The organism is Massilia sp. 01N417, from assembly GCF_056399645.1.
In genome coordinates this window covers 81,028-105,560 of sequence record NZ_JBFTRS010000011.1, presented here as the reverse complement: position 1 = coordinate 105,560, position 24,533 = coordinate 81,028, and the positions used below count along the sequence as shown (strand labels likewise).

Sequence of the window (24,533 nt, the reverse complement as noted above, 5' to 3'; positions counted from 1 at the left end):
CAGAATGCTATTTTCGCAGTCCAGCCTGTCGAAAAGCCGGATCGGCCCTTATCCAGCACACCACCACCACGGCCAGGCCGATCACGGTCGGCGCCAGCTGGGACCAGGGCTGCCCTACCCTGACCGTATTGCCGACGGCCGCCGAGAGCATCCCGAACAGGCAGCCGAGGATCTTGTAGATATGCTCGTAGCGCCACAGCCTGGCATGCCAGCGCTTCGGGAACAGCCAGCGCGCCGCATCGTAAGCCAGCAGCATCGCCACCGCCGCCAGGGTCGAATACAGGACCGATGCCGACGCCCCCACCATGGCGCCATCGGCGAACAGGCGGCGCACCAGCATGGCGGTGAGCGCGGCGGCGCCCAGCAGCAGGGCGACATCGAGCCTGTCGGGTCCCGCGGCCCGCGTGTAGATGACGTGCCAGCCGCTCAGCAGCTGGTAGGACACCAGCACGGTCAGCACCGCGAACAGGGGCAGGAAGCGGAACACCGCATTGCCGATCGCGGCGCTCAGGCACACCACCGCGGTGAGCAGCACGAACACGCGTCCGCGCCGGCGGTGCAGGATTGCGTCCTTCGGCTTCCACAGCACATACATGCCGAGGACGATGGCGGCGCTGCCGGCCAGGACGTGAACGAGGATGTTCAGCAAGTGTGGGATCGTCATGCATCCCAAGGTAGGGAAAACGGCAAGGGGACACAAGAACGGCGGAACGAAGCGCCGCTTTTGTGCCCCCAACTGCAAATACGAGGATCGAAGCGCGGATCAGTCCAGCGCAATCAGCGCCACCGGCGCCGCCAGCTCGAACTTCACCTTGCCGCCCGAGACCATGGCGGACTTGCCGGTGTACCAGTCGCGCACCGTCTGGCCGTCCGAGAACACGCCGGACACCGGGATCGCCACCGGGCGGTCCTGCGGCAGGCCGAGCGCCACCACCACGCGGTCGCTCACGCCGTTCTTTTCATAGGTGCGCTTGAAGACGTAGGGGCTGGACTGCAGCATCTGGTGCACACCCGCGCCCACCGCCGGATGCGCATGGCGGAAGCGGCCCAGGCGCGCCCAGTGCTCGCGCACTTCGGCCACGCCGAACAGGCCGACGCGGCTGTTGTTCTTCAGCTGGTCCCAGTTCATGAAGGAGCGCAGGTTGGCGTCGCCTTCCGCGCCCTCGATCTTGAGCACGCGCGCGGTCTCGTCGCCGTAATAGATCTGGGCCGCGCCCGGCGCCAGCAGCAGCTTGTTGGCCGCTTCCATCGGGTGTTCGCGCATGGCGTCGAAAGGATGGCCGTCGTCGTGGGAATCCAGGTAGTTCAGCACCGACACACCCTTCAGCGGGCCGTTCAGCGCCGCCGAATAGCCGGAGAACAGCTGTTCGTAGCCCCCGGCCGCGTCGCGCGCCATGCTGAAGTTGATCATGCTGTCGAAGCCGTTGTCGTAATAGTCGACCCTGGTGCCGCCGTCGTAAGTGAACTCGCGGCCGGCCTTGATCGAGTAGCCATAGGTCTCGGCCGTCATGAAGAACGGCAGGTTGCCGATTTTCTCCACCGCCTGCTTCCCGGCCGGGGTCCGCTTCCAGTCCTCGTAGGCGGCGCTCGCGACCTTCTTGAGGTCCTTCCACACGCCCGGCTCGGTGTGCTTGACGGTGTCGGCCCGGAAGCCGTCGAAGCCGTACTTGCGTACCCAGTCGGCGTGCCACTTCATCAGGTAGTAGCGCGGCGCACGCGGGTAGCCGGTGCGCTTGAAGAAATCGTCCAGCTCCCTGGTTTCGCGCTCGTAGCGCCCTTCCTTCTTCCACTTGGCGGCGACTGCCGGCGGCACCTCGACCTTCTCGTTGCTCTCGGTGCGGAAGTCCGGCAGGTTCTTCACCAGGGTGCAGCTGACCGTCGTCGCCATGTCCTTGTACGTGCAGGTGGGCGCGGTGCGCACCCACTCGGCCGGCCACGCCGGATCTTCCGCGGTGACGGGGCCGGTGTGATTCATCACCACGTCCAGCAGCACGCGGATGCCGCGCGCATGGGCGGCGTCGACCAGCTCGTGCATGTCCTTCTCGGTGCCGAGGTTGGCGTCGATGCTGGTGAAGTCACGCGCCCAGTAGCCGTGGAAACCGTAGGACTTGCCGGTGCCCTCGTCGGTGCCGGCGTGGATCTGCTCGACCGGCGGCGTGATCCAGATCGCGTCCACGCCCAGGTCGTCGAAATACCCCTCCTTGATCTTCTGCGTCACGCCGGCCAGGTCGCCGCCCATGAAGCCGCGGGCGACGGCGGCATCCGTCTTGCGGCCATAGGCGTGGTCGTTGGCCGGGTTGCCGTTGTTGAAGCGGTCCGTCAGCAGGAAGTAGACGGTCGCGTTTTCCCAGGTGAAGGGCTTGCCTTTGATGGGCGACAGGTCCGGAGCGGCGGACGCGGCGCCGAAGGCGAGCAGCAGGGAGACGGCAAGGGCGGAGAATTTCATTCAGGGTCCTTTATGGTTAATGACGGATCATGTGATGACACTTGGTTCGTTACGCCCGGTACGCCGCTTCAGCTCCGACACCTCCTCCGCAATCGCAATCAAGGGCGCCAGGGCCTCCTGGGTATCGAGATCATGGCGCGCCGGATCTGCCTCGTAGCGCTCGAGGTAGACCCGCACGGTCGCGCCCTCGGTGCCGGTGCCGGACAGGCGCAGCACGATGCGCGAGCCGTCCGTCATGATGATGCGGATGCCCTGGCGCGTGGCGACCGAGTTGTCGACCGGGTCGGTGTAGACGAAATCGTCGGCCTGGGCCACGCGGAAGTCGCCGAAGGTCTGGCCGGCCAGCGATTCCAGTTTTGCGCGCAGGTCGACCATCATGCGGTCGGCGGCTGCCGCATCGACGGCTTCGTAGTCATGGCGCGAATAGTAGTTGCGGCCGAAGCGGGCCCAGTGCTCCTGCACGATCCGGTTGACCGGTTTTCCGGTCGCGGCGATCAGGTTCAGCCAGAACAGCACGGCCCACACGCCATCCTTTTCGCGGATGTGGTTCGAGCCGGTGCCGTAGCTCTCCTCGCCGCACAGGGTGGCGAGATTGGCGTCGAGCAGGTTGCCGAAGTACTTCCAGCCGGTCGGGGTCTCGAAGCAGGAGATGCCCAGCGCTGCGGCCACGCGGTCGGCCGCCGTCGACGTCGGCATCGAGCGTGCGATGCCGGTCAAGCCGCCGCGGTAGCCCGGCGCCAGGGTGGCGTTGGCGGCGATGATGGCGAGGCTGTCCGAGGGCGCCACGGCGAGCTTGCGGCCGACGATCATGTTGCGGTCGCCGTCGCCGTCCGAGGCGGCGCCGAAGTCGGGCGCGTCGGGGCCGTTCATCAGCGCCACCAGTTCGGCCGCGTTGACGGGGTTCGGGTCCGGATGGTGGCCGCCGAAGTCCTCGCGCGGTTCGGCGTTGATGACGGTGCCCGCAGGTGCGCCCAGCATGCCTTCGATGATGGCTTTGGCGTAGGGGCCGGAGACGGCGCTCATGCCGTCGAAGCGCATCGTGAAACCGCCCTTGAACAGTGCGCGGATGGCATCGAAGTCGAACAGGCGGCTCATCAATTCGGCGTAGTCGGCCACCGGGTCGATGATCTCGACGTCCATCTCTTCGAGACGGCTGGCGCCGAGCTGGTCGAGGTCGACCGGGCCGGCGTCGCTGATGCGGTATTCCTTCAAGGCCTGGGTGTGCGCGAAGATCGCCTCGGTGATCTTTTCGGGGGCCGGGCCACCGTTCTCGATGTTGTACTTGATGCCGAAGTCGCCGTCCGGACCGCCGGGATTGTGGCTGGCCGACAGCACGATGCCGCCGAACGCGCCGCGCTTGCGGATCACGCAGCTCACCGCCGGCGTCGAGAGGATGCCGCCGCGTCCGACCAGCACTTTCGCCACCTTGTGTGCGGCGGCCATGCGCAGGATGGTCTGGATCGCGTTGCGGTTGAAATAACGGCCGTCGCCCCCGAGCACGAGGGTGCGGGAGCTAGCTTCGCCCAGGGTCAGGAAGATCGCCTCGACGAAGTTTTCGAGGTAGCCGGGTTGCTGGAACTCGGTCACCTTCTTGCGCAGACCCGAGGTGCCGGGACGCTGTCCGGCGAACGGCGAGGTCGCTACTGTCTGAATCGTCATCTCGTGCTCCTGTATCGATGCTTGGTTTGTTGTCAAACCTTCATGATAGGACAGGAGCCGAAATGATGGCGCAGGCTTACTTCTCTGCCTGATCCGTGACAAACAACGTCAATACGGCCGCCAGCACCATGCAGGCGCCGCCCAGCACCAGGGTCAGCACCGTGTGGCCGCCGAAGAAGTGCTTGGTGAAGAAGCCGAGCAGCAGGCCGCTGACGATCTGCGGGATCACGACGAAGAAGTTGAACAGACCCATGTAGTAGCCCATCCGGCTGGCGGGCAGCGCGCCGGCCAGGATCGCATACGGCATCGTCAGGATGCTGGCCCAGGCGATGCCGACGCCGATCATCGGCAGCATCAGGGCCTGCTTGTCGTGGATGAAGAAGATGCTGGCCAGCGACAGGCCGCCGAGCGCCAGGCAGATCGTGTGGCAGGTCTTGCGGCTGGTGGCGCGCGCCAGCACCGGCAGCAGGAAGGCGGCCAGCGCCGATACGCCGTTGTACACGGCGAACATCACGCCGACGTAGTTGCCGGCATCCTGGTAGGCCGCCGATTGCGCGTCGACGGTGCCGTAGACGTTGTCGGCGATCGCCGTGCCGGTGTAGATCCACATCGCGAACAGCGCGATCCAGGTGAAGAACTGGACGAAGGCCAGCTGCACCATGGTCTTCGGCATCTGGCTGAAGCCGCCGACGATCTCGCGCAGCGCCACGCCGAAGCTGCGGGCGTGCTGGCGCTGGGCCTTGAAGCTGTCCAGGTCGGGCGGCGGCAGTTCGGTGGCGGTGAACACGGTCCAGCTGACGGCGGCCAGGAACACGGCGCCGCCGACGTAGAAGGAATACTTCACCGTATCCGGAATCGCGCCGTTCAGCGGGACGTTCGAGACGCCGTAATGCGCGAAGATCTGCGGCAGCAGCGAAGCGATCACCGCGCCGCAGCCGATGAAGAAGGTCTGCATCGCGAAGCCGGCGGTCTGCTGGGACGGATCGAGCTTGTCGCCGACGAAGGCGCGGAAGGGTTCCATCGACACGTTGATCGCCGCATCCATCATCCACAGCACGGCCACCGCCATCCAGACGGCGGCGGAATTCGGCATCAGGAACAGGGCGATCGCGGCCAGGATGGCGCCGATGAAGAAGAAGGGACGGCGGCGGCCCCAGGTCGGGTGCCAGGTATTGTCGCTGAGGTAGCCGATCACCGGCTGCACCAGCAGGCCCGTGACGGGCGCGGCGAGCCAGAACAGCGCCAGGTCGTCGGGCGAGGCGCCAAGGGTCGAGAAGATCCGGCTGGTATTGGCGTTCTGCAGGGCGAAGCCGAACTGGATGCCGAAGAAGCCGAAGCTCATGTTCCACAACTGCCAGAACGACAGGCGCGGCTTGAGCGAATGAGTTTGCATTTCCATCTGTGTCCCCTAACGGTGCCCGGACTCGTGCCGAACTACCTCCATGTAGCAAAGTAACATGGGGATTGTTGAGTGTCAATCCGGACAATACCTAGGATGGCGGGGTGATTTTGTAGTCAAACAACAGACTACGGACTTGTCAACGTCATTCCCGCGAATGCGGGAATGACGGTCTCACGGTTGACGGGTGCTTAGCCCTTCTTGAACGGCTTCTTCTCGCCGAACTTCTTCTTCGGCGCCGCCTTGATCGGCTCTTCGCCGTCACGCGTGATGTTCAGCTGGCGGCCCGCCACCCAGACCTTCTGCAGGTGCTGCAGCAAGTCCTGCGGCAGGTCGGCCGGCATGTCGAGGGTCGAGTAGTCGTCGTAGATCTCGATGCGGCCGATTTCCTTGGACGGGATGCCGCCTTCGTTGGCGATCGCGCCGACGATATTGCCCGGCTTGACGCTGTTCGCGTGGCCGACTTCGATGCGGTAGGTCGCCATGCCCGGTTCCGGCGCGCGCATCACGCGCTCCTTCTTGAAGCCTTCGCGCGCCGGACGCGCGGGACGCTCGTCGTTGCCGAAGTTTTCGCGGCCGAAGCTTTCACGGCCGGCGCGGGCCGGGCGCGTATCTTCGCGCCATTCCGGGCGCGGCTCGCGCTCCTTCCACTCCGGCTTCGGCTCGCGGTCCGGCTTCTCCAGCAGCAGCGGCTCGTCGCCGCGGTTCAGCTTGGCCAGGGCGGCGGCGATGTCGATCGCCGGCACGTTGTGCTCGCGCTCGTATTCCTCGATCAGGGAGCGGAACATCTCCAGCCCGCCGGCGGCCAGGGCCTCGCCGATCTGGTCCTTGAATTTGGCGATGCGCACGTCGTTGACGGCCTTGATGGTCGGCAGGGTCAGCTGGGCGACCGGCTGGCGGGTGGCGCGCTCGATCGCCTTCAGCAGGCCGCGTTCGCGCGGGGTCACGAACAGGATCGCCTCGCCGCTGCGGCCCGCGCGGCCGGTGCGGCCGATGCGGTGGGTGTAGCTTTCCGGGTCCGACGGCACGTCGTAGTTGATCACGTGGCTGATGCGCTCGACGTCCAGGCCGCGCGCGGCGACGTCGGTGGCGACCAGGATGTCGATCTTGCCGTTCTTGAGCTGCTCGATGGTGCGCTCGCGCTGCTGCTGGGCCAGGTCGCCGTTGATGGCGGCGGCCGCGAAGCCGCGCGCCTGCAGCTTGGACGCCAGTTCCTCGGTGCCCAGCTTGGTGCGGGCGAAGATGATCATGCCGTCGAAGGGTTCGGCTTCCAGGATGCGCGTGAGCGCCTCCAGCTTCTGCAGGCCGGCCACCAGCCAGTAGCGCTGGGTGATGTTGGTGGCGGTGGTGGTCTTGGCGGCCACCGTCACTTCCTTCGGCTCGTTCAGGTAGGTGGTGGCGATGCGCTTGATCTGCGGCGGCATGGTGGCCGAGAACAGCGCGGTCTGGCGCGATTCCGGCGTCTCCTGCAGGATGCGCTCGACGTCGTCGATGAAGCCCATGCGCAGCATTTCGTCGGCCTCGTCCAGCACCAGGGTGGTGAGCTGCGAGAGGTCGAGCGTGCCCTTGTCCAGGTGGTCGATGACGCGGCCCGGGGTGCCGACCACGACCTGCGCGCCGCGGCGCAGCGCCGACAGCTGCGGGCCATAGGCCTGGCCGCCGTAGATCGGCAGCACGTGGAAGTTCTTCAGGTGCGCCGCGTAGCTCTGGAAGGCTTCGGCCACCTGGATCGCCAGCTCGCGCGTGGGCGCCAGCACCAGCGCCTGCACGGCCGGGTTCTTGACGTCGATGCGCGACAGGACCGGCAGCGCGAACGCCGCGGTCTTGCCGGTGCCGGTCTGGGCCTGCCCGAGGATGTCGCGGCCTTCCAGCAGGAGCGGAATGGTGGCGGCCTGGATCGGCGACGGCGTTTCGTAACCGACGTCCTTCAACGCCTTGAGGATGGGTGCGGGAAGGTTCAGGTCGGCAAACGTCGGGAGCGGGGTGTCATGCATGTAGGAAATTCTCTTAAAAATCGTAGGCAAACCTGCAGTTTACTCTTTCACAGCTTGCGAAGCTCGATTATTTACGTAGGGTAGGCGGCTTTTTCGCCGAAATGCGCGCCGCAACAACGTTCGCGCCGCCCACGCGCGGACGGCAGATGCTTTACGATAATTCAACTCTTCGCGATCGAACCGTCCACCCGACCCTGCCATGTCCCGTCCCGATTTCAACCACCTGCAAGCCTTCATCCTCGTCGCCCGCGAGCGCAGCTTCACGCGCGCCGCGGCCCAGCTGGGCGTGTCGCAGTCGGCGCTCAGCCACACGATCCGCGCGCTGGAATCGAAGCTCGGCGTGCGCCTGCTGACCCGCAGCACCCGCGGCGTGTCGCCGACCGAGGCCGGCGAAAAACTGTACGCCTCGCTGGAGCCGCACTACGAGGGCATCGAAGCGGGCCTGGCGGCGCTGGGCGATGCGCGCGGCAAGCCGGCCGGCACCATCCGCATCACCACCCACGACCACGCGGCCGGCACCATCCTGTGGCCGAAGCTGTCGAAGGTCCTCGCCGATTATCCGGACCTCAGGGTCGAGATCAGCATCAACTACGGCCTGATCGACATCGTCGCCGAGCGCTTCGATGCCGGCGTGCGCCTGGGCGACCAGGTGGCCAAGGACATGATCGCCGTGCGCATCTCGCCGGACATGAAGCGGGCCGTGGTCGCCAGCCCCGCCTACCTGGCCGGACGGCCGCTGCCGCGGACGCCGCAGGACCTGACCCGCCACAACTGCATCAACCTGCGCCTGGCGACCCATGGCGGGCTGGCGCCGTGGGAATTCGTCAGCGACGGCAAGCCGCTGCAGGTGCAGGTCGAGGGCCAGGCCATCTTCAACACCACGCCGCAGAAACTGCAGGCGGCGCTCGACGGTGCCGGGCTGGCCACGCTGCCGGACGACATGGTGCTCGAACACGTCGCCGCCGGCCGCCTGGTACGGGTACTGGAAGACTGGTGCCCCACCTACCCCGGCTACCACCTCTACTATCCGAGCCGGCGGCAAGCGTCACCGGCGTTTGCGCTGGTGGTCGACGCGCTGCGCTACCGACCGGATTAGTGAAATTTCCTCATATCGCTATTGAATGAGTAGCGACTACTCTCATGAGTCGGCGCTGGCTATAGTGGAATCTCCATCCACCAGCGAGCACCAGCCATGCCTCACATTATCGTCAAGCTCTGGCCCGGCAAGTCCGAGCGCCAGAAGCGCCAGCTGGCCGACGAGATCACGAACAGCGTCACCCGCGTCCTGCAATACGGCGACGAATCCGTCTCGGTCGGCTTCGAGGAAGCAGCGTCCGGCGACTGGATGAAGGCGGTGTACCAGCCCGACATCCTCGACAGGCGGGACACGCTGTACAAGAAGCCGGGCTACGGGCCGCTGGGAGGCCTGCCATGAAACGCCTGATCCTGGCCGCCGGCGCCCTGCTCGTCTGCGCCGCCGCCCAGGGCGCCCCACTCAAGAAGGAGAAACCGTCGATGACACCCGCACTCGATCACTATACCCGGCACCTGGTACTCGGCGACTTGTGGCAGCGCCCCGGCCTGTCGCCGCGCGACCGCGGCATCGTCACCCTGTCGGTGCTGGTCGCGAAGAACCAGGCCCACGAACTGCCCTTCTACCTGAACCGCGCCCTCGACAGCGGCGTCAAACCGGGCGAGATCGCCGAACTGATCACCCACCTGGCCTTTTATTCGGGCTGGGCCAACGCCACCGCCGCCGATGCCGCCGCCCGCGCCGTATTCGCGGAACGGAAGATCGACATGGCCCGGCTGCCGCCGGCCCGGCCGTCGCCGCTGCCGCTCGACGAAAAGGCGGAAGCCGCGCGCGCCAGCGGCGTCGAGGAAAACTTCGGCAAGGTGGCGCCGGGCGTCGTGCAGTACACGACCGATGCCCTGTTCCGCGACTTGTGGCTGCGTCCCGGCCTGGCGCCGCGCGAGCGCAGCCTGGTCACGGTCAGCGCGCTGGTCGCCAACGGCCAGGTCGCCCAGGTCACCTATCACCTCAACCGCGCCATGGACAACGGCCTCACCGAACAACAGGCCGCCGAGGCGCTGACCCAGCTCGCCTTCTACGCCGGCTGGCCGAATGTGTTCTCGGCCATGCCGGTCTTCAAGGACGTCTTCGCAAAACGAAAGGAATGAGCATGCATCTCAAACGCGTCGGTTCCCAGCCCTCGATGAAGGGCCCGGAACAGTACTTCACCGGCACCGTCCGCATCGACCCGCTCAACAGCGCGCCCGAACCCTCGCGGGTGTCCTGTGCCAGCGTGACCTTCGAACCGGGTGCGCGCTCGGCCTGGCACACGCATCCGCTGGGCCAGACCCTGGTGGTGACCGCCGGCTGCGGCTGGACCCAGTGCGAGGGCGAGGACATCGTCGAGATCCGCGCCGGCGACGTGGTCTGGTGCCCGCCGGGCCACAAGCATTGGCATGGCGCGTCGCCGACCACGTCGATGACGCACATCGCCATCCAGGAAGCGCTGGATGGCGTGAACGTGGTGTGGCTGGAGAAGGTCAGCGACGAGCAGTATCTGGCGGGGCCGCCGCAACGATAGCGGCAATGAAATCGTCGTGCGTCGGCATCACGTCGACGCACTTGCCGATCACCTGCTCGATATTCCCGAGGAAGCCGAGCAGCTCCTTTTCGTCCAGCAGGCCGGCCAGCGGATGGTGGCCGCGCGGGCGCACGCCCTGGCCGTGGAAGACCTGCTGCCAGCCGACTTCCGTGAACAGCTCGTTGTTCTCGCGGATCACGCGGCCGTTCGACTTGTACAGCTCCACCTTACGGCGCAGGGTGTCCGGGATGTCCATGGTGCGGCAATGGTCCCAGAACGGCGTGTCGCTGCGCTCGGTCGCGTGGTAGTGCAGGATGATGAAGTCGCGGATGCGCTCGACCTCGAATTCGCACTGGCGGTTGAATTCGTCGATGCCGGCCTGGTCGAAGCCGGCGTCCGGGAAGAAGTCCAGCAGGCGCGAGACGGTCGACTGGATCAGGTGGATGGACGTGGATTCCAGCGGCTCCAGGAAGCCGGACGAGAGGCCCACCGCGACCACGTTCTTGTTCCACACCTGCTTGCGCTTGCCGGCCGTGAAGCGCAGCATGCGCGGCTCGGCCAGGGCCTTGCCGTCCAGGTTCTTCATCAGGATGGAGGCGGCTTCGTCGTCGCTCATGAAGCGGCTCGCGTACACGTGGCCGTTGCCGGTGCGGTGCTGCAGGCCGATGCGCCATTGCCAGCCGGCCGGACGCGCGGTGGCGCGCGTATAGGGCTGCAGCGCTCCACTCGATTCGCAGGGCACGGCCCAGGCGCGGTCGCAGGGCAGCCAGTGGCTCCAGTCCTCGAAGCCGGTCTTCAGGGTCTGCTCGATCAGCAGGCCGCGGAAGCCCGAGCAGTCGATGAACAGGTCGCCGCCGATCGCCAGGCCGTTTTCCATCACCACCGATTCGATGAAGCCATTCTCATGCTGGCGCACCTCGACCACCTTGCCCTCGGTGCGCACCACGCCGCGGCTTTCGGCGAACTTGCGCAGGTAGCGCGCGTACAGGCCCGCATCCAGGTGGAAGGCATAGGGGATGTTGGCCAGCGGCGAATTCGGCATCTCGGACTGCGGCCGCATGAACTTGCCGGCTTTGGCCGCCATGCGGTTGAGCGAATAGTGTTCGAGGTCCGGCGCCTTGCCGGCCTGCCAGGCGCGCAGCCAGTACTGGAAGAACTCGAGCGTCCACAGGGGCTGGCCGAGGACACCGAAACCGTGCATGTAGCGCTCGCCCACCCTGCCCCAGTCGGCGAACTCGATGCCGAGCTTGAAGGTGGCCTTCGTCTCGCGCATGAATTCGTCCTCGTTGATGCCGAGGGTCGTATTGAACAGGCGGATCATCGGGATCGTCGATTCGCCGACGCCGACGGTGGAGATCTCGTCCGATTCGATCAGGCGGATCGCGTACTTGCCGCGCAGGAGATGCGACAGCGAGGCGGCCGTCATCCAGCCGGCGGTGCCGCCGCCGACGATGACGATGTTCTTCAGGAGGGTCTCGGTTTTCATTGTTCTGCCAGCATATGGAAAAAGCCTCTTGCGCGGCTACGCCGGGCAAGAGGCTTTATATACGACCTATCGGCTCACGCCAACACAGGATTACAGCTTGTAGTTCAGGCCGAACAGCACGGTGCGGCCGAAGCGGGTGTCTTCGATGACGTTGTCCTTCGTCTTGCGATAGCGGATGTAGTGCGCGTCGTTCAGGTTGTTCATCTCGATCAGCAGCGACAGACCCTTCATCGGACCACTCTGGAACTCGTAGCCGAACTGCAGGTCCAGCACCTTCTCGCCCTGGATGTAGCTCAGTTCGCGGTCGCCGGTGTTGCTGGACACCTCGCCGATGAAGTCCGAACGGTAGCGCTCAGCCGCACGTGCCGAGAAGCCGTTCTTCTCGTAGTACAGGGTCAGGCTGGCGACGCGCTTGGACAGGCCCGGCAGGCCCATCGTGCCCGAACCGCCCTGGGCGATGTCCGGCAGGTTGACCGCGCTGGCGTTCTGCGAAGCGTTGGCCACCACGCCGAAACCGTCCAGGTAACGGGTCAGGGTGTTCAGCGGCAGCGATGCGGCCAGTTCGATACCCTTCAGGTTGCCGCCGTTGCCGTTGACCGGCGAGGTGAACAGGCCGATATTGGTCGGCGCCTTCACGGTGCTCGGCAGCAGGAAGGGCGTGAAGTCCACGGTGCGGGCAACGTTCACGACATAGGTGTCGAGCTTCTTGTAGAACACCGCGGCGCTGACGTAGGCCTTGCTGTCCCAGTACTTCTCGTACGACAGGTCGATGCCCTTGGCGCGGAACGGGTCCAGTTTCGGATTGCCGCCGCTGCCGCTGTAGATCTGGCGGTTGGCGTCGTAGCCGAAGCTGCCGCTGGCGCGCATGTCGTTCAGGGTCGGACGGGCCATGATCTTGGCCAGGCCGAAGCGCAGGCTTTGCTGGTTGCCCAGGTCGCCGATCAGGTTCAGGCTCGGCAGGAAGTCGTTGTAGCTGGTGCCGTCGGAAACCGGTGCGGTCGGACGATTGGCATCGCTGGTGCCGCCGTTCTTGTCGACCGAGTACGCGGTCGAATCCTGCTTGGTATGGATCATCTGCACGCCGAGGGCGCCACGCAGCGGGATCGCGCCGATTTGCGAGTCGATGCCCAGCTTGGCGAAGGCGGTCGCGACTTTCTCGTTGACGATCCAGTCCTTGTTCCAGATATCCGGGTGATCCTTGCGCTTCAGGTCATACAGGCTCCCGATGTTGGCGACCGGGTCGAAGGTCGGCACGCTGATGCCGCTGTCGCCGGCCAGGGCCGAGCCGCTGCCCGACGGGAACGGGATGCTGGCGTAGGGATTGCCGGCACCACCCTTCACGGACATCAGGTTCTCGGTGTACTCGCGGGTCTTGGAACGGCTCGACACGTTCACGCCGGTGGTCAGCTTGCTGAAGAACATACCCTCCGGCAGGTCGCGCGTGGCGTCCAGGCGGATGGCGTTGATCTTGTCGTAGTTATGCGGGAACTTGACGTAGCCGGCCTGGATGTCGGCGCCGCCCCAGCCCTGCGGGTCGGTCAGCTTGGACACGTTGGTGTCGGCGTAGTTCAGGTTCGGCACGAAGGTGTGGCTGCCGGCGGTGAACTGGACGCTGGCCAGGTTGGTCGCGAGCGAGCTGCCATAGGTTTCGATGTTGGTGCCGGTACGCTCGGCCGAGTTGAACGACAGGTCGAGGTTCGCGGTCCAGTCCTGGTTCACACGCAGCTTGTTGTTCCAGCCGATCGACTTGCTGGTGTCGCTCCATGCCACGGCGTCGTTGCGGATGACGGCGCGCACGTTGTTGACGGTGCCGGCGGTGACGTTGTTGCCCGACAGGGTCGCATTGACCAGCTGGCCCGGACGGTCGTACTGCGGATTGCCCGGATTGTCGAACAGCGGCATCTGGATGCCGTGGGTGCGGGTGTCCTTATTGTACTTGGTGTAGAACAGGTCGACGGTGCTGGTGAAGTCCTTGCTCGGACGGTACTGCACGACACCCATGAAGCCGTTGCGGTCCTGCTCGTACTTGTCGGTCCAGGAGTTGAAGCCGTTGTACGGGACGTTGACGGTCTGGCCGTTGTAGGTGGTGGTGCCGTTGCCCCAGCCTTCGAAGCGGGTGGTATCGCCGCTCTTGCCCTGCAGGCGAGCGAAGCCGAAGGCCACGCCGATCTGGCGGTTCATGAACTGGTCGATGTACGAGAAGGTGAAGCGGTTGCCGTGGCCCTTTTCGTTATCCATGCCCAGGCCGGTCTTGTCGCGGCGGTAGTTGACCGCCATGACGCGCTTGTTGAAGTCCAGCGGACGCACGGTCTGCAGGTCGACGGTGCCCGACAGGCCCTGGCCGACGAGGGCGCCGTCCGGGGTCTTGTAGATCACCACGCCCGACAGCAGCTCGGACGGGTACTGGTCGAATTCGACGCCGCGCGAGTCGCCGGTCGAGACTTGCTCGCGGCCGTTCAGCAGGCCGGTCGAGAAGTCCGGGGACATGCCGCGGATCGAGATGACGGAGGCGTTGCCGTGGGCGTCGCGCTGGGCGGTCACGCCAGGCAGGCGGGCGATCGATTCGGCGATCGACTGGTCCGGCAGCTTGCCGATGTCTTCGGCCGAAATCGCTTCGACGATCGAGTCGTTGTTCTTCTTGACGGAGATGGCAGCCTCGATGCCGCGGCGGATACCCGTCACGGTCACGGTCGAGATGCCGGAATTGGTTGCGCCGGTAGCGGCAGCGTCCTGGCTGCTGGTCTCCTGCGCGAGCGCGGCATGGCCGCTCAGGGCCATGAAGACGGCGCAGCCTGCTGCAACCGGGCTGAGCTTGAATGCAATGCTGCCCGGCACAGAGCGCGCCGCGCGCTTATTGATAAGGTTCATTTGTCCCCTCAAATCGTTCAAATCTATGTTTTTCCCGAAAACACTAGCCGGAGAGCCATCACTACGGGAGCCAGAAGCAAACGTTCTTAGACGTTCTGCTAACGATTCTGTACTAAAACTAGATGCACTGTCAACGCAACTTGCCTTCGACTACGCGAATCTCGATTTTTTACGTGCTTTTCTTAGAGTGAAGCCGTATATCGTTGTATTCGAGCTACAAAGCACTCATACAGACGATGTAGTCGTACTACAAACAGCTTACTTTGCACCAAGAATGTTTGATTTCGCACCAAGTTGGTGCAAATTTACGTAGTAGATTTTCAGCTTCTGTCAAGACAGGCGGTCGCAGGCACGTATTTATGCTCTAGAAAAGGTGTAGCAAAACTAGAGATTCAAATAGTCACTGTCGTTGAAGACACATCTTCGCTGGTGTATTCTCTGGGCAATAATTGCAATGACGGCACACTTTCCAGGACGCTAGCGTCCGCCAGCCGATGTAGTTGCGCTACTTACGGAGACCCTTCCATGCCCGCCACGATCCGCCGCACCCTCGCCAGCCTCCTCATCGGCACCGCCTTCCTCGCCAGCGGCGCGGCGCGGGCCCAGGCACCCGCCATCGACCACGTCGATCCGCCCTTCTGGTGGGCCGGCATGCACGACCAGCGCCTGCAACTGATGATCCACGGCCCGGCCATCGCCGACCTCGAGCCGGCGCTCGACTATCCGAGCGTGCGCATCGCCCAGGTGACGCGGGTCGCCAACCGCAACTACCTGTTCATCGACCTGGTCGTCGATGGCAAGGCCGCGCCGGGCAGCCTGCGCATCGATTTCCGCGGCAAGGGCGATGCGGCCTCGCGCAGCACCTCCCATACCTACCGCCTGCTGGCGCGCGAACACGGCTCCGCCCAGCGCAAGGGCTTCGATACCAAGGATGCGATCTACCAGATCATGCCGGACCGCTTCGCCAACGGCGATCCCAGCAACGACAGCGTGGCCGGCATGGCCGACAAACTGGATCGCAAGCTGGGCCACGGCCGCCACGGCGGCGACATCCAGGGCATCATCGACCACCTCGACTACATCGCCGGCATGGGCTTCACCCAGCTGTGGCCGACGCCGCTGGTCGAGAACGACATGCCGGCCGCTTCCTACCACGGCTATGCCGCCACCGACCACTACAGGATCGACCCGCGCTACGGCAGCAACGAGAATTACCTGCGCCTGTCGAGGGAAGCGAAGAAGCACGGCATCGGCCTGATCCAGGACGTGGTGCTGTCCCACATCGGCAAGAACCACTGGTGGATGAAGGACCTGCCGACGCCGGACTGGATCAACCACGCCGGCAAGTTCGTCGCGACCCAGCACCACCGCACCGCCGTGCAGGATCCCTACGCCTCGAAGGAAGATGCCGGCAACTTCACCACCGGCTGGTTCAGCCCCGGCATGCCGGACATGAACCAGACCAATCCGCTGGTGGCCAACTACCTCATCCAGAACAATATCTGGTGGATCGAATACGCCGGCCTTTCCGGCCTGCGGATCGACACCTTCGGCTATTCCGACGGCGCCTTCCTGACCGAATACACGAAGCGCCTGATGGCCGAGTACCCGCAGCTGAACATGGTGGGCGAGGAATGGAGCAAGCTGCCGGCCGTGGTCTCGCACTGGCAGCGCGGCAAGGTGAACTTCGACGGCTATGTCAGCCACATGCCCAGCATGATGGACTTCCCGCTGACGGAAGCGATGCGCACGGCGCTGGCGGATAAGGATGGCAAGAACATCTTCAGCGACGTATATGAAACCCTCTCGCTCGACCACCTGTATCCGGACCCGAGCCGCCTGGTGCTGTTCGAAGCCAACCACGACATGGCCCGCATCTACAGTGTCGTGGGCGAAGACTACGACCGCTACAAGATGGACATCGCCTTCGTGATGACGATGCCGCGCATCCCGCACTTCTATACCGGCGACGAGATCCTGATGACCAGTGCGACCAAGGAGCGCGACGACAACAGCTACCGCCGCGACTTCCCCGGCGGCTGGGCCGGCGACAGGATCAACGCCTTCACCGGCGCCGGCCTCACGCCGCGCCAGCGCGAGGCCCAGGATTTCGTCAAGAAGCTGGTCAACTGGCGCAAGAACAGCCCCGTCATCCATCACGGGAAGCTGATGCACTACGGGCCGGAGAACAATACCTATGTCTACTTCCGCTACGACGACAGCAGGAAGGTGATGGTGGCCTTGAATGCCAACGACAAGGAGACCGTGCTGGATGCGGGGCGCTTCCACGAGATGCTGTCGGGTGTGGCGTCCGGGCGCGATGTACTCACCGGGAAGACCTACTCGCTGAAGGACGAGATTCGCCTGCCGGCCAGGTCGACCCTGATCCTTGAACTCTGACCCAGGGTGGGCACACCGTGCCCACGCAAACGCCAACCGTACGCAAACGTCACGTGGGCACGGCGTGCCCACCCTACCCATGAAGCCGACTATTCTTGCCATCGCCGCGGCCTTCGTCGCGCAAACCCTCCCCGCCATCGCCGCGGAAGCGCCGCCGCTGCGCTACGACATCTACGTCCGCGGCGCCTTCAACGGCTGGGGCACCGACAACCGGCTCGCCTACCAGGGCAAGGGCATCTACGAGACCGACATCCTGGTCAGCCCCGGCAACCACGCCTTCAAGATCGGCAGCAAGGACTGGAACGCCGAGTGGGTCGCGAATCCCTCGGCCAGCGTGACGGTGGCGCCGGACCAGGCCTATCCGCTCGCCACCGAGGCCGGCCCCGAAGACTACCTGTTCACGAAGCAGACCGCGACCTTCCGCTTCCGCGTCGACGTCTCCGATCCCGCCAGGCCGGTACTGAGCGTCAGCCGCGTCGAGACGGCGTCCGCCGGACCGGCCGTCGATCCGCACGCCGGCGCCGGCGCGAGCGCTTCGCTCAGTTTCCCGACCTGGGACGGCAAGCAGGAAACCGCGCGCTTCTCGGTGAAGGATCCGCAGGCGCCGCTGCGCAGCTATGCGCACTCGACCACCATGCAGCTGCGCGACCCCGGCCCGCAATACCTGACATACCAGGAAGACCCGCTGCTGCCCCGCGTGCGCAGCGGGAACCTGGCCTTCGATGCCCTGTTCGCCCTGGCCGCCCACGAGATGCGCCAGGACTCGGTGAAGGAAATCCGCGACGGTAACTACAACGGCAACAACGCGATTCCCTGCGACTGCTTCGAGACCGGCGAGAAGTGGCACTACGTCTGGACCCGCGACCTGTCCTATGCGGCCGACCTGGGCCTGGCCATGCTCGATCCCCAGCGGGTGCGCAATTCCCTGCTCTTCAAGCTGTCCGGCTGGCGCGACGGCGTGCCGAAGGCGCCGCAGGTAGCGGGCACGCCCGACGGCCTGCAGATCGTGCAGGACACCGGCAGCGGCGGCAGCTGGCCGGTCAGCACCGACCGCATCACCTGGGCCTTCGCCGCCGAGGAGGTGCTGAAGTCGCTGCCGCCCGCCGAGCGCAAGGCCTTCGCCGCCACCGCCCTGGCCGCCCTGTCGAACACGATAGCCAACGACCGCATCGCCGCCTTCGACAAGTCCACCGGCCTGTACACGGGCGAGGAATCCTTCCTCGACTGGCGCGACCAGAGCTACGCTGCGTGGATTCCGCAGGACCTGGCCTCGATGGCGAGTTCGAAGGCGCTGTCGACCAATGCCGGCCACTACAAGGCCCTGACCCTGGCAAGCCGGCTGGCGCGCGAACAGGGCGACCAGGCACGCGCGGCACGCTACGAAGGCTGGGCCAGAGACCTGAAGCGCGCCGTCAACGCCCGCCTGTGGCTGGACGACGCCGGCATGTACAGCAGCCTCACCGCCGCCCATTTCGACGGCGCGCCGATGCACAAGTTCGACTGGCTGGGGCAGTCGCTCGCCATCCTCACCGGCATCGCCGACGACAAGCGCGCGCGCCGCATCCTGGCCAGCTATCCGCACGGCCCGATGGGCGCGCCGGTGATCTGGCCGCAGCAGCTCGACATGCCGGTCTACCACAACCGCGCCATGTGGCCCTTCGTGACGGCCTATGGCCTGCGCGCTGCCGCGGCGGGCCGCAACGTGGCCGTCGCCGATGCCGCCTACGACTCGCTGATGCGCGGCGCGGCCCTGAACATGTCGAACATGGAGAACCTCGAGTGGCTGTCCGGCCAGCCGCTGCTGCTGGACGAAGCCCACCCTAACCTGATCGGGCCGGTGATCAACTCGCGGCGCCAGCTGTGGTCCGTCGGCGCCTACCTGGGCATGGTGGTGCGCAATGTATTCGGCGTCTCGACCACCCTTGACGGCATCGCCCTGCAGCCCTTCGTGACGGCCAGGCTGGGCGCCAGGGTGTTCGCGGGCGGCGACGCGGCCTCGCTGGACAACCTGCGCCTGCAGGGCCATGTGCTGAACGTGACCCTGCGCCTGCCGGCGCGCGCCGCGGCGGGCACAAACGGCGCGAACGGCGCGAACGGCGTCTATACCGTCGAGCGGATCCTCCTGAACGGCAAGCCGGCCGGCAGCAGCATTCCGTGGAGCGCGCTGGCGGCGGACAACCGGATCGAGATCGTGCTCGGCAAACTCGACGCCGGCGAGCAGGCGATCCGCCGCGTGAACGCCGATCCCTACGTGGAGACGCCGGCCGTGTTCGGCCCGCACGAGCCGGTCATCGCCGGCCTGAAGCGCGACGGCGCCGGCCACGCCGCGCTGGTCATCGAAGCGAAGGATACGGGCAAGGTACGCTACAACGTCTACCGCGACGGCAAGCTGGCAGCCTCGCAGCTGCCGGCCGGCGCCTGGGTCGACGGCAAGGCCTCCGCCACCGCCTGCTATGCCGTCGAAGCGGAATTCACCGGCTCGGGCAACCGCAGCCACCACAGCCGGCCGCGCTGCGTGGATGGCGGCGTCGAGATCCCGGCCACGGACAAGCGCGTGAGCGCGGACGTGGCGCTGGCTCCGCCGAACGCCCGCTTCGACGAAGCCCACCTGGCCGGCTGGGGCAAGCCGCAGGACCGCTTCAGCGTCAGGGACATCAAGGTGCCGGCGGCCGGCGACTACGCCGTGCAGGTCCGTTATCACAACGGCGCCAACCAGGTGAACCTGGGCATCAGCGGTGGCGTAAAATGGCTGACGGTCAAGGATGAGTCGGGTACCATCGTCGCGCAGGGCGTGGTGCAGCTGCCGCACGCGCGCATCGAGAAGGCGCATACGCCAACGGTGTATTCGACGCCGCTGGCGGTGAAGCTGAAAGGGAACGGCGCATACCGCGTCGAGATGAGCGACTTCTACAATATGAGCTACCTGCAGAGCAACGGCAGCTTCAGCGCGGCCGGCGGCCTCGATGGCCCATCCAACCGCTTCGACATCTATGGCGTGCGCCTGCTGCGCGTGCGCTGAACAGGACAGCCATGAAACGAATCAGCATGAACACGAGGGCAGCGGCGGCAACGGCCGCGCTGCTGGCGCTGGCGGCCTCCCAGGCCGGCGCCACCACGGTGCGGGTGCACTACCCGGCCGGCAAGGAAGAGATCCGCATCGTCGGCGACAAGGGACCAATGAGCTGGTCGAAGAGCGCGCCCGCCCAGCGGCCCGAGGGCCCCGTGAACGTCTGGACCTATACCTGGCCGGACGAACTGGGCGACGTGCAGATGAAGCCGACCCTGGGCGCGGACAAGATCTCGATCGGCGGCGCCTACAAGCTGCCGGCCGGCGCCACGGTCGACATCTATCCCTTCTTCGGCGCGCCGTTCGGCAAGGTGACGATCGTGAAGGACGTCGCCTCGCCCCAGCTGAAGAACAGCCGCTCGCTGCGCATCTACCTGCCGCCCAGCTATGCGGAGAACCCGGCCAAGCGCTACCCGGTGCTCTACATGCACGACGGCCAGAACCTGTTCGACGCCAAGACCGCCTCCTTCGGCGTCGAATGGGGCGTCGACGAAACCATGAACCGCCTGGTGGCGATGGGCACGGCGGACGAGGTGATCGTGGTCGGCATCGACAACACGCCGGACCGCATTCCCGAATACACGCCCTGCTGCGACCCGAAATACGGCGGCGGCAAGCTCGATGCCTACGGCGCCTTCATCGTCGACATCGTCAAGCCCTACATCGACCGGACCTACCGCACGCTGCCGGGCAAGGCGAATACCGCGATCATGGGCTCCTCGCTGGGCGGCATCGCATCGGTCGCGATCGCGCAGCGCTATCCGGACATCTTCTCGAAAGCGGGCGGCGTCTCCAGCTCCTTCTGGTGGAACAACGGCGCCCTCATCACCAAGCTCCCGGCGCGCGTGCCGGTCAAGTTCTACCTCGATGCCGGCACCAGGGACGATGGTCTCGACGACACGACGAAGATGGTCGAGGCCATGCGGGCCAAGGGTTACAAGGAAAGCGAGGACCTGCTGTTCTTCAAGGCCGAGGGCGGGAAGCACAACGAGGCTTCCTGGGCGGCGCGGGTGGAGAAGCCGATTACGTGGTTTTTCCCTTGGGGGAGTACGAAGCAGTAACGCTATTCGAGTTCCAGGCTATACAAATTACTCCCCGCATCCTCCGGCACCAGATGCGTAAAGTGCACGAAATTCATCCCCAGCTTGCGCAGCAAGCCGTTCGACGCCAGGTTGTTGGGTGAGGTAATGGCCAGCAGGCGCCGGATGCCGATGGTCGGCGCGTAGTCCAGCACGGCGCGCGCCGCTTCGAAGGCATAGCCCTGGCCGCGCCAGGCGGGCAGGTAGGCGTAGCCGATGTCGATCTCGTCCAGGGTATCGCGCTTGATCAGGCCGCACATGCCGATGGCGACGTGCCCGTCCGGGCTTCCGTCCTCCTTCAGTTCGACCATGTACAGCGAGTGGCCGCGCGTCTCCTGCATCGCGATCGGCCCGGCCAGCAGGGCCTGGCGGGCATCGTCGAGGCTGCGGATGCCGCGGTCGCCGATGTGCTCGATGAAGGCCAGGTCGTTGACCAGCGTGTAGTAGAAGGCGGTGTCGTCGAGGTTGGCGGTGCGCAGCCGCAGGCGCGCCGTGCGGGCGATTTCCATGCGTTCAGTCTTCCTCCGGATGGTCCCAGCGGGCCGGGTCTTCCAGCAATTTGTACATCACATAGGCGTCGACATACCCCAGGCGGCGGTGCCGGTAAGCCTTGGGCAGGGTGCCGACGATCGAGAAGCCGAGCCGCTTCCACAGGTTGATGGCCGGCGAATTGGTGCTGACCACGTAATTGAACTGCATCGCCAGGTAGCGCTGGCGGCGCGCCTCCTCGATGCTGTGCTCGCCCAGCATGCGGCCGATGCCCACCCCCTGGGCGTTCGGGCTGACCATATAGGAGGCGTTGGCCACGTGGTCGCCGCGTCCGAGATGGTTGGGCTGCAGCTTGTACATCCCGAGTATGCGCTCGCCGCCCTTTACCGCCACGAAGGTCGTCGCACTGGGCGCGAACCAGTAGTCATGACTGTCTTCACGGCTGGTGGCGGGACCATGGGCGAATGTCTCGCCGCTGGCGACATGCGCCTGGAAGATGGTCCACATGGCGCTGAAGTCGGCGTCGCGCGCTGGTCGAATCTGGATGTCTCTCACTGCAGGCCTGCTCGAATGTAACGAAAGGGCAAGATTCTAAACCGGGAATTGTCCGCACGGCTAGGGAAAAATGTAACCGCATTTACATAAAGAAATTGAATTACAGTAAGCAACTTTTCCCGAATTTTTAGGATGTTTGTCCGCTGTGTTTACCCATTTTCTCCTGTGTTTACCTTGTATAGACATAGTGGGCTAACATTCTTACTCCTTGCGTGTCAAACGGAAATTTACAACGCCTGGCCGGCCCGGCAGGCGCAGGCTGGCGTGTGCTGGCGGCGCTTCGCTGACGATCTGTCCGCGGCGCAACACCAGGCGGCGGGCGGCGCGCAGGCGGATCGCCTCGGCCGGGCTGCCGGCGTCGAGCAGCACCAGGTCCGCGTAGCAGCCGGGGGCGACGCCATAGCCTTGCAGGCCGAGGATACGCGCCGGTGTTTCCGTCACCGCCTGGAAGCACTGGCGCATCGCGGCCTGGCCCGTCATCTGGGCCACGTGCAGGCCCATGTGGGCCACCTCCAGCATGTCGCCGGAACCGAGGCCGTACCACGGGTCCATCACGCAATCGTGGCCGAAGGCGACCGGCACCCCGGCCGCCAGCAGCTCCGGCACGCGGGTCATGCCGCGCCGCTTCGGATAGCTGTCGTGGCGGCCCTGCAGGGTGATGTTGATGAGCGGGTTCGCGATCGCCGCCACGCCCGATTCGGCAATCAGGGGCAGCAGCTTGCTGACATAGTAGTTGTCCATCGAATGCATCGAGGTCAGGTGGGAGCCGGTCACCCTGCCCTGCAGCCCCAGGCGCTGGGTCTCGAAGGCCAGGGTCTCGATGTGGCGCGACAGCGGATCGTCGCTCTCGTCGCAATGCATGTCGACCATCAGCCCCTGCTGCGCCGCGAACTCGCACAGCAGGCGCACCGATTCCGCGCCCTGCGCCATGGTGCGCTCGAAGTGCGGGATGCCGCCGACCACGTCCACGCCCATCGCGATCGCACGTTTGAGCTTGTCGAAAGCGCCGGGGCTGCGCAGCAGGCCGTCCTGCGGGAAAGCGACCAGCTGCAGGTCAAGGTATGGCGCCACGCGCCGCTTCACCTCGAGCAGGGCCTCGACCGCCAGCAGCCGGTCGTCGCAGACGTCGACGTGGGTGCGGATCGCCAGCAGCCCGCGCGCCACCGCCCAGTCGCAGTAGCGCATCGCGCGTTCGATGAGGTCTTCCTGCAGCAGTTGCGGTTTCAGTTCGCCCCACAGCGCGATCCCTTCGAGCAGGGTGCCGGACTCGTTCACGCGCGGCAGGCCGTAGCTGAGGGTGGCGTCCATGTGGAAGTGGGCGTCGACGAAGGGCGGGCTCACCAGGTCGCCGCCGGCGTCGATCTCGCGCCGGCCTGTCAGCGCCAATTGCGGCCCGACCTCGGCGATGCGCTCGCCGTCGATGGCGATGTCCATGGAATGGCGGCCATCGGCCAGGGTGGCGTTGCGGATTACCAAGTCCATACGAGTCTCCCGATGAGGTAATTAATTGTACTGTCAATGACCTGGATTAAGAAACTATGCTGCAACGCAAGATTTCCTTATAAAAACAACACAAAATACTTCTTTCCAACACTATCGAACCGCTTTACACTAGTTCTTATTGCAGTGCGTCATAACTGAATAAAAAGGGATCCAGATGACTCCATTTTCCGACCAGTTGTCCGCAGTACGCCAGGCTCAATGGGAAGCCCAGCTCGACTTGTTCCGCAACCTGAGCGCCCGTGCGCTCGAGAGCGCCGGCCAGATCGCCGCGCTCAACGTGCGCACCTCGCGCGCATCGATCGAGCAGGCGGCCGGCACCGTGAAGCACCTGCTCGAAGCGCGCGAACCGCGCGACCTGCTGGCCCTCGGCTCCGCCGCCCAGGGACAATGGCATACCCTGTTCTCCTACGGCCGCGAACTGTTCGGCCTTGCCGTCGGCGCACGTGCGCTGCCGGCCACCATCCCGCTGCTGGCCGCGCCGGCACCGACCGCCAACGTCCCGACCAGCTATGCCCAGGCCATGGAACAGGTCTCGATCGCCACCGCCGATGCCGCCACCATCACCGGTGAGATCGCCGCCGCCGCGGTAGACATCGGCGCCGCGCATGCCGAAGCCGCGCTCGATGCCGCCCAGCCGAAAGCCGCGCCGAAAGCCGAAGCCGCCAAGCCTGCGGTCGAAGCTGCGCCGGCACCGGCAATCGCGCCCGCCGACGCCAAGCTGGCCCAGGCCGAAGCCCTCATCGACACCGCCATCGCCGACGACGTCCCGCCGGCCGAGCCGAAGCCGCTGGCCAAGGCCCTGCACGAGATCTCGCCCCTGCCGGCCGGCGCCGAGCATCCGCTCGCTTCCACCGTGCCGCTGGAAGCCCAGGTCAAGGTCGAATTGCCGCCGGTGACGCCACCGGAAAGCATCGCTCCTGCAAAGCCGCCGCGCAGCTCGCGCAGGAAGTAAGCGGCCAGGGCAGGCCCTTGCCAAAAATAGTACAGTAGCGGT

18 protein-coding genes are annotated in these 24,533 nt (G+C 65.5%); 8 read left to right on the top strand and 10 right to left on the bottom strand.

The window, feature by feature from the left end; genetic code table 11:
• Window positions 1-7: 7 nt before the first annotated feature.
• From AC1DOQ_RS13750 to AC1DOQ_RS13730, 5 genes are all read right to left on the bottom strand, one after another.
• Window positions 8-664, bottom strand: a complete 657-nt coding sequence (locus AC1DOQ_RS13750) for a hypothetical protein (RefSeq protein ID WP_477364791.1) — start codon at window positions 662-664, stop codon at window positions 8-10.
• 99 nt (window positions 665-763) lie between these two features.
• Window positions 764-2,446: an alpha-amylase family glycosyl hydrolase gene (locus AC1DOQ_RS13745; RefSeq protein ID WP_477364788.1), complete on the bottom strand. Its 1,683-nt coding sequence runs from the start codon at window positions 2,444-2,446 to the stop codon at window positions 764-766.
• Window positions 2,447-2,473: 27 nt separating this feature from the next.
• The gene (locus AC1DOQ_RS13740; protein WP_477364785.1) at window positions 2,474-4,105 is read right to left on the bottom strand and encodes an alpha-D-glucose phosphate-specific phosphoglucomutase; all 1,632 of its coding nucleotides are present in this window, start codon (window positions 4,103-4,105) and stop codon (window positions 2,474-2,476) included.
• Between the two features lie 76 nt (window positions 4,106-4,181).
• Window positions 4,182-5,504 (bottom strand): MFS transporter, encoded by a 1,323-nt coding sequence (locus tag AC1DOQ_RS13735; protein ID WP_477364782.1) that lies wholly within the window; start codon window positions 5,502-5,504, stop codon window positions 4,182-4,184.
• 191 nt (window positions 5,505-5,695) lie between these two features.
• Window positions 5,696-7,498 (bottom strand): DEAD/DEAH box helicase, encoded by a 1,803-nt coding sequence (locus AC1DOQ_RS13730; protein ID WP_477364779.1) that lies wholly within the window; start codon window positions 7,496-7,498, stop codon window positions 5,696-5,698.
• Between the two features lie 199 nt (window positions 7,499-7,697).
• Here AC1DOQ_RS13730 and AC1DOQ_RS13725 point away from each other — a divergent pair, with 199 nt between their 5' ends.
• From AC1DOQ_RS13725 to AC1DOQ_RS13710, 4 genes are all read left to right on the top strand, one after another.
• Window positions 7,698-8,594: a LysR family transcriptional regulator gene (locus tag AC1DOQ_RS13725; RefSeq protein ID WP_477364776.1), complete on the top strand. Its 897-nt coding sequence runs from the start codon at window positions 7,698-7,700 to the stop codon at window positions 8,592-8,594.
• Window positions 8,595-8,690: 96 nt separating this feature from the next.
• The gene (locus tag AC1DOQ_RS13720; RefSeq protein WP_477364774.1) at window positions 8,691-8,933 is read left to right on the top strand and encodes a tautomerase family protein; all 243 of its coding nucleotides are present in this window, start codon (window positions 8,691-8,693) and stop codon (window positions 8,931-8,933) included.
• Window positions 8,930-9,679, top strand: a complete 750-nt coding sequence (locus AC1DOQ_RS13715) for a carboxymuconolactone decarboxylase family protein (RefSeq protein WP_477364771.1) — start codon at window positions 8,930-8,932, stop codon at window positions 9,677-9,679. The genes AC1DOQ_RS13720 and AC1DOQ_RS13715 overlap by 4 nt, the downstream gene beginning before the upstream one ends.
• Window positions 9,680-9,681: 2 nt before the next feature.
• Window positions 9,682-10,092: a (R)-mandelonitrile lyase gene (locus AC1DOQ_RS13710; RefSeq protein ID WP_477364768.1), complete on the top strand. Its 411-nt coding sequence runs from the start codon at window positions 9,682-9,684 to the stop codon at window positions 10,090-10,092.
• Here the strand turns inward: AC1DOQ_RS13710 and AC1DOQ_RS13705 are convergent.
• Together AC1DOQ_RS13705 and AC1DOQ_RS13700 are read right to left on the bottom strand one after the other, a co-directional pair.
• Complete coding sequence (locus tag AC1DOQ_RS13705) at window positions 10,052-11,578, bottom strand: tryptophan halogenase family protein (protein WP_477364765.1); 1,527 nt, start codon at window positions 11,576-11,578, stop codon at window positions 10,052-10,054. The genes AC1DOQ_RS13710 and AC1DOQ_RS13705 overlap by 41 nt on opposite strands.
• A gap of 90 nt (window positions 11,579-11,668) precedes the next feature.
• Window positions 11,669-14,446, bottom strand: coding sequence for a TonB-dependent receptor (locus AC1DOQ_RS13700; RefSeq protein ID WP_477364762.1), 2,778 nt, complete (start codon window positions 14,444-14,446; stop codon window positions 11,669-11,671).
• Between the two features lie 525 nt (window positions 14,447-14,971).
• On the opposite strand from AC1DOQ_RS13700, the gene AC1DOQ_RS13695 reads away from it, so the two are divergent.
• The 3 genes from AC1DOQ_RS13695 to AC1DOQ_RS13685 all read left to right on the top strand — a co-directional run bounded on the left by AC1DOQ_RS13695 (window position 14,972) and on the right by AC1DOQ_RS13685 (window position 20,974).
• On the top strand, window positions 14,972-16,846 hold the full coding sequence (locus AC1DOQ_RS13695) for a glycoside hydrolase family 13 protein (RefSeq protein ID WP_477364759.1): 1,875 nt from the start codon (window positions 14,972-14,974) through the stop codon (window positions 16,844-16,846).
• Window positions 16,847-16,925: 79 nt separating this feature from the next.
• Entirely contained in the window at window positions 16,926-19,865 is a 2,940-nt protein-coding gene (locus tag AC1DOQ_RS13690; RefSeq protein ID WP_477364756.1) for an MGH1-like glycoside hydrolase domain-containing protein, read from the top strand.
• An 11-nt stretch (window positions 19,866-19,876) separates the two neighbouring features.
• Window positions 19,877-20,974, top strand: a complete 1,098-nt coding sequence (locus tag AC1DOQ_RS13685) for an alpha/beta hydrolase (protein WP_477364753.1) — start codon at window positions 19,877-19,879, stop codon at window positions 20,972-20,974.
• Window positions 20,975-20,976: 2 nt separating this feature from the next.
• On the opposite strand, the gene AC1DOQ_RS13680 is transcribed toward AC1DOQ_RS13685, so the two are convergent.
• The 3 genes from AC1DOQ_RS13680 to AC1DOQ_RS13670 all read right to left on the bottom strand — a co-directional run bounded on the left by AC1DOQ_RS13680 (window position 20,977) and on the right by AC1DOQ_RS13670 (window position 23,518).
• Entirely contained in the window at window positions 20,977-21,501 is a 525-nt protein-coding gene (locus AC1DOQ_RS13680) for a GNAT family N-acetyltransferase (protein ID WP_477364750.1), read from the bottom strand.
• A gap of 4 nt (window positions 21,502-21,505) precedes the next feature.
• On the bottom strand, window positions 21,506-22,036 hold the full coding sequence (locus tag AC1DOQ_RS13675) for an N-acetyltransferase family protein (RefSeq protein ID WP_477364747.1): 531 nt from the start codon (window positions 22,034-22,036) through the stop codon (window positions 21,506-21,508).
• Window positions 22,037-22,237: 201 nt separating this feature from the next.
• Window positions 22,238-23,518: an amidohydrolase family protein gene (locus AC1DOQ_RS13670; protein ID WP_477364744.1), complete on the bottom strand. Its 1,281-nt coding sequence runs from the start codon at window positions 23,516-23,518 to the stop codon at window positions 22,238-22,240.
• A gap of 175 nt (window positions 23,519-23,693) precedes the next feature.
• Between AC1DOQ_RS13670 and AC1DOQ_RS13665 the strand changes: the two genes are divergently transcribed.
• The gene (locus tag AC1DOQ_RS13665; protein ID WP_477364741.1) at window positions 23,694-24,491 is read left to right on the top strand and encodes a phasin family protein; all 798 of its coding nucleotides are present in this window, start codon (window positions 23,694-23,696) and stop codon (window positions 24,489-24,491) included.
• Window positions 24,492-24,533: the final 42 nt, after the last annotated feature.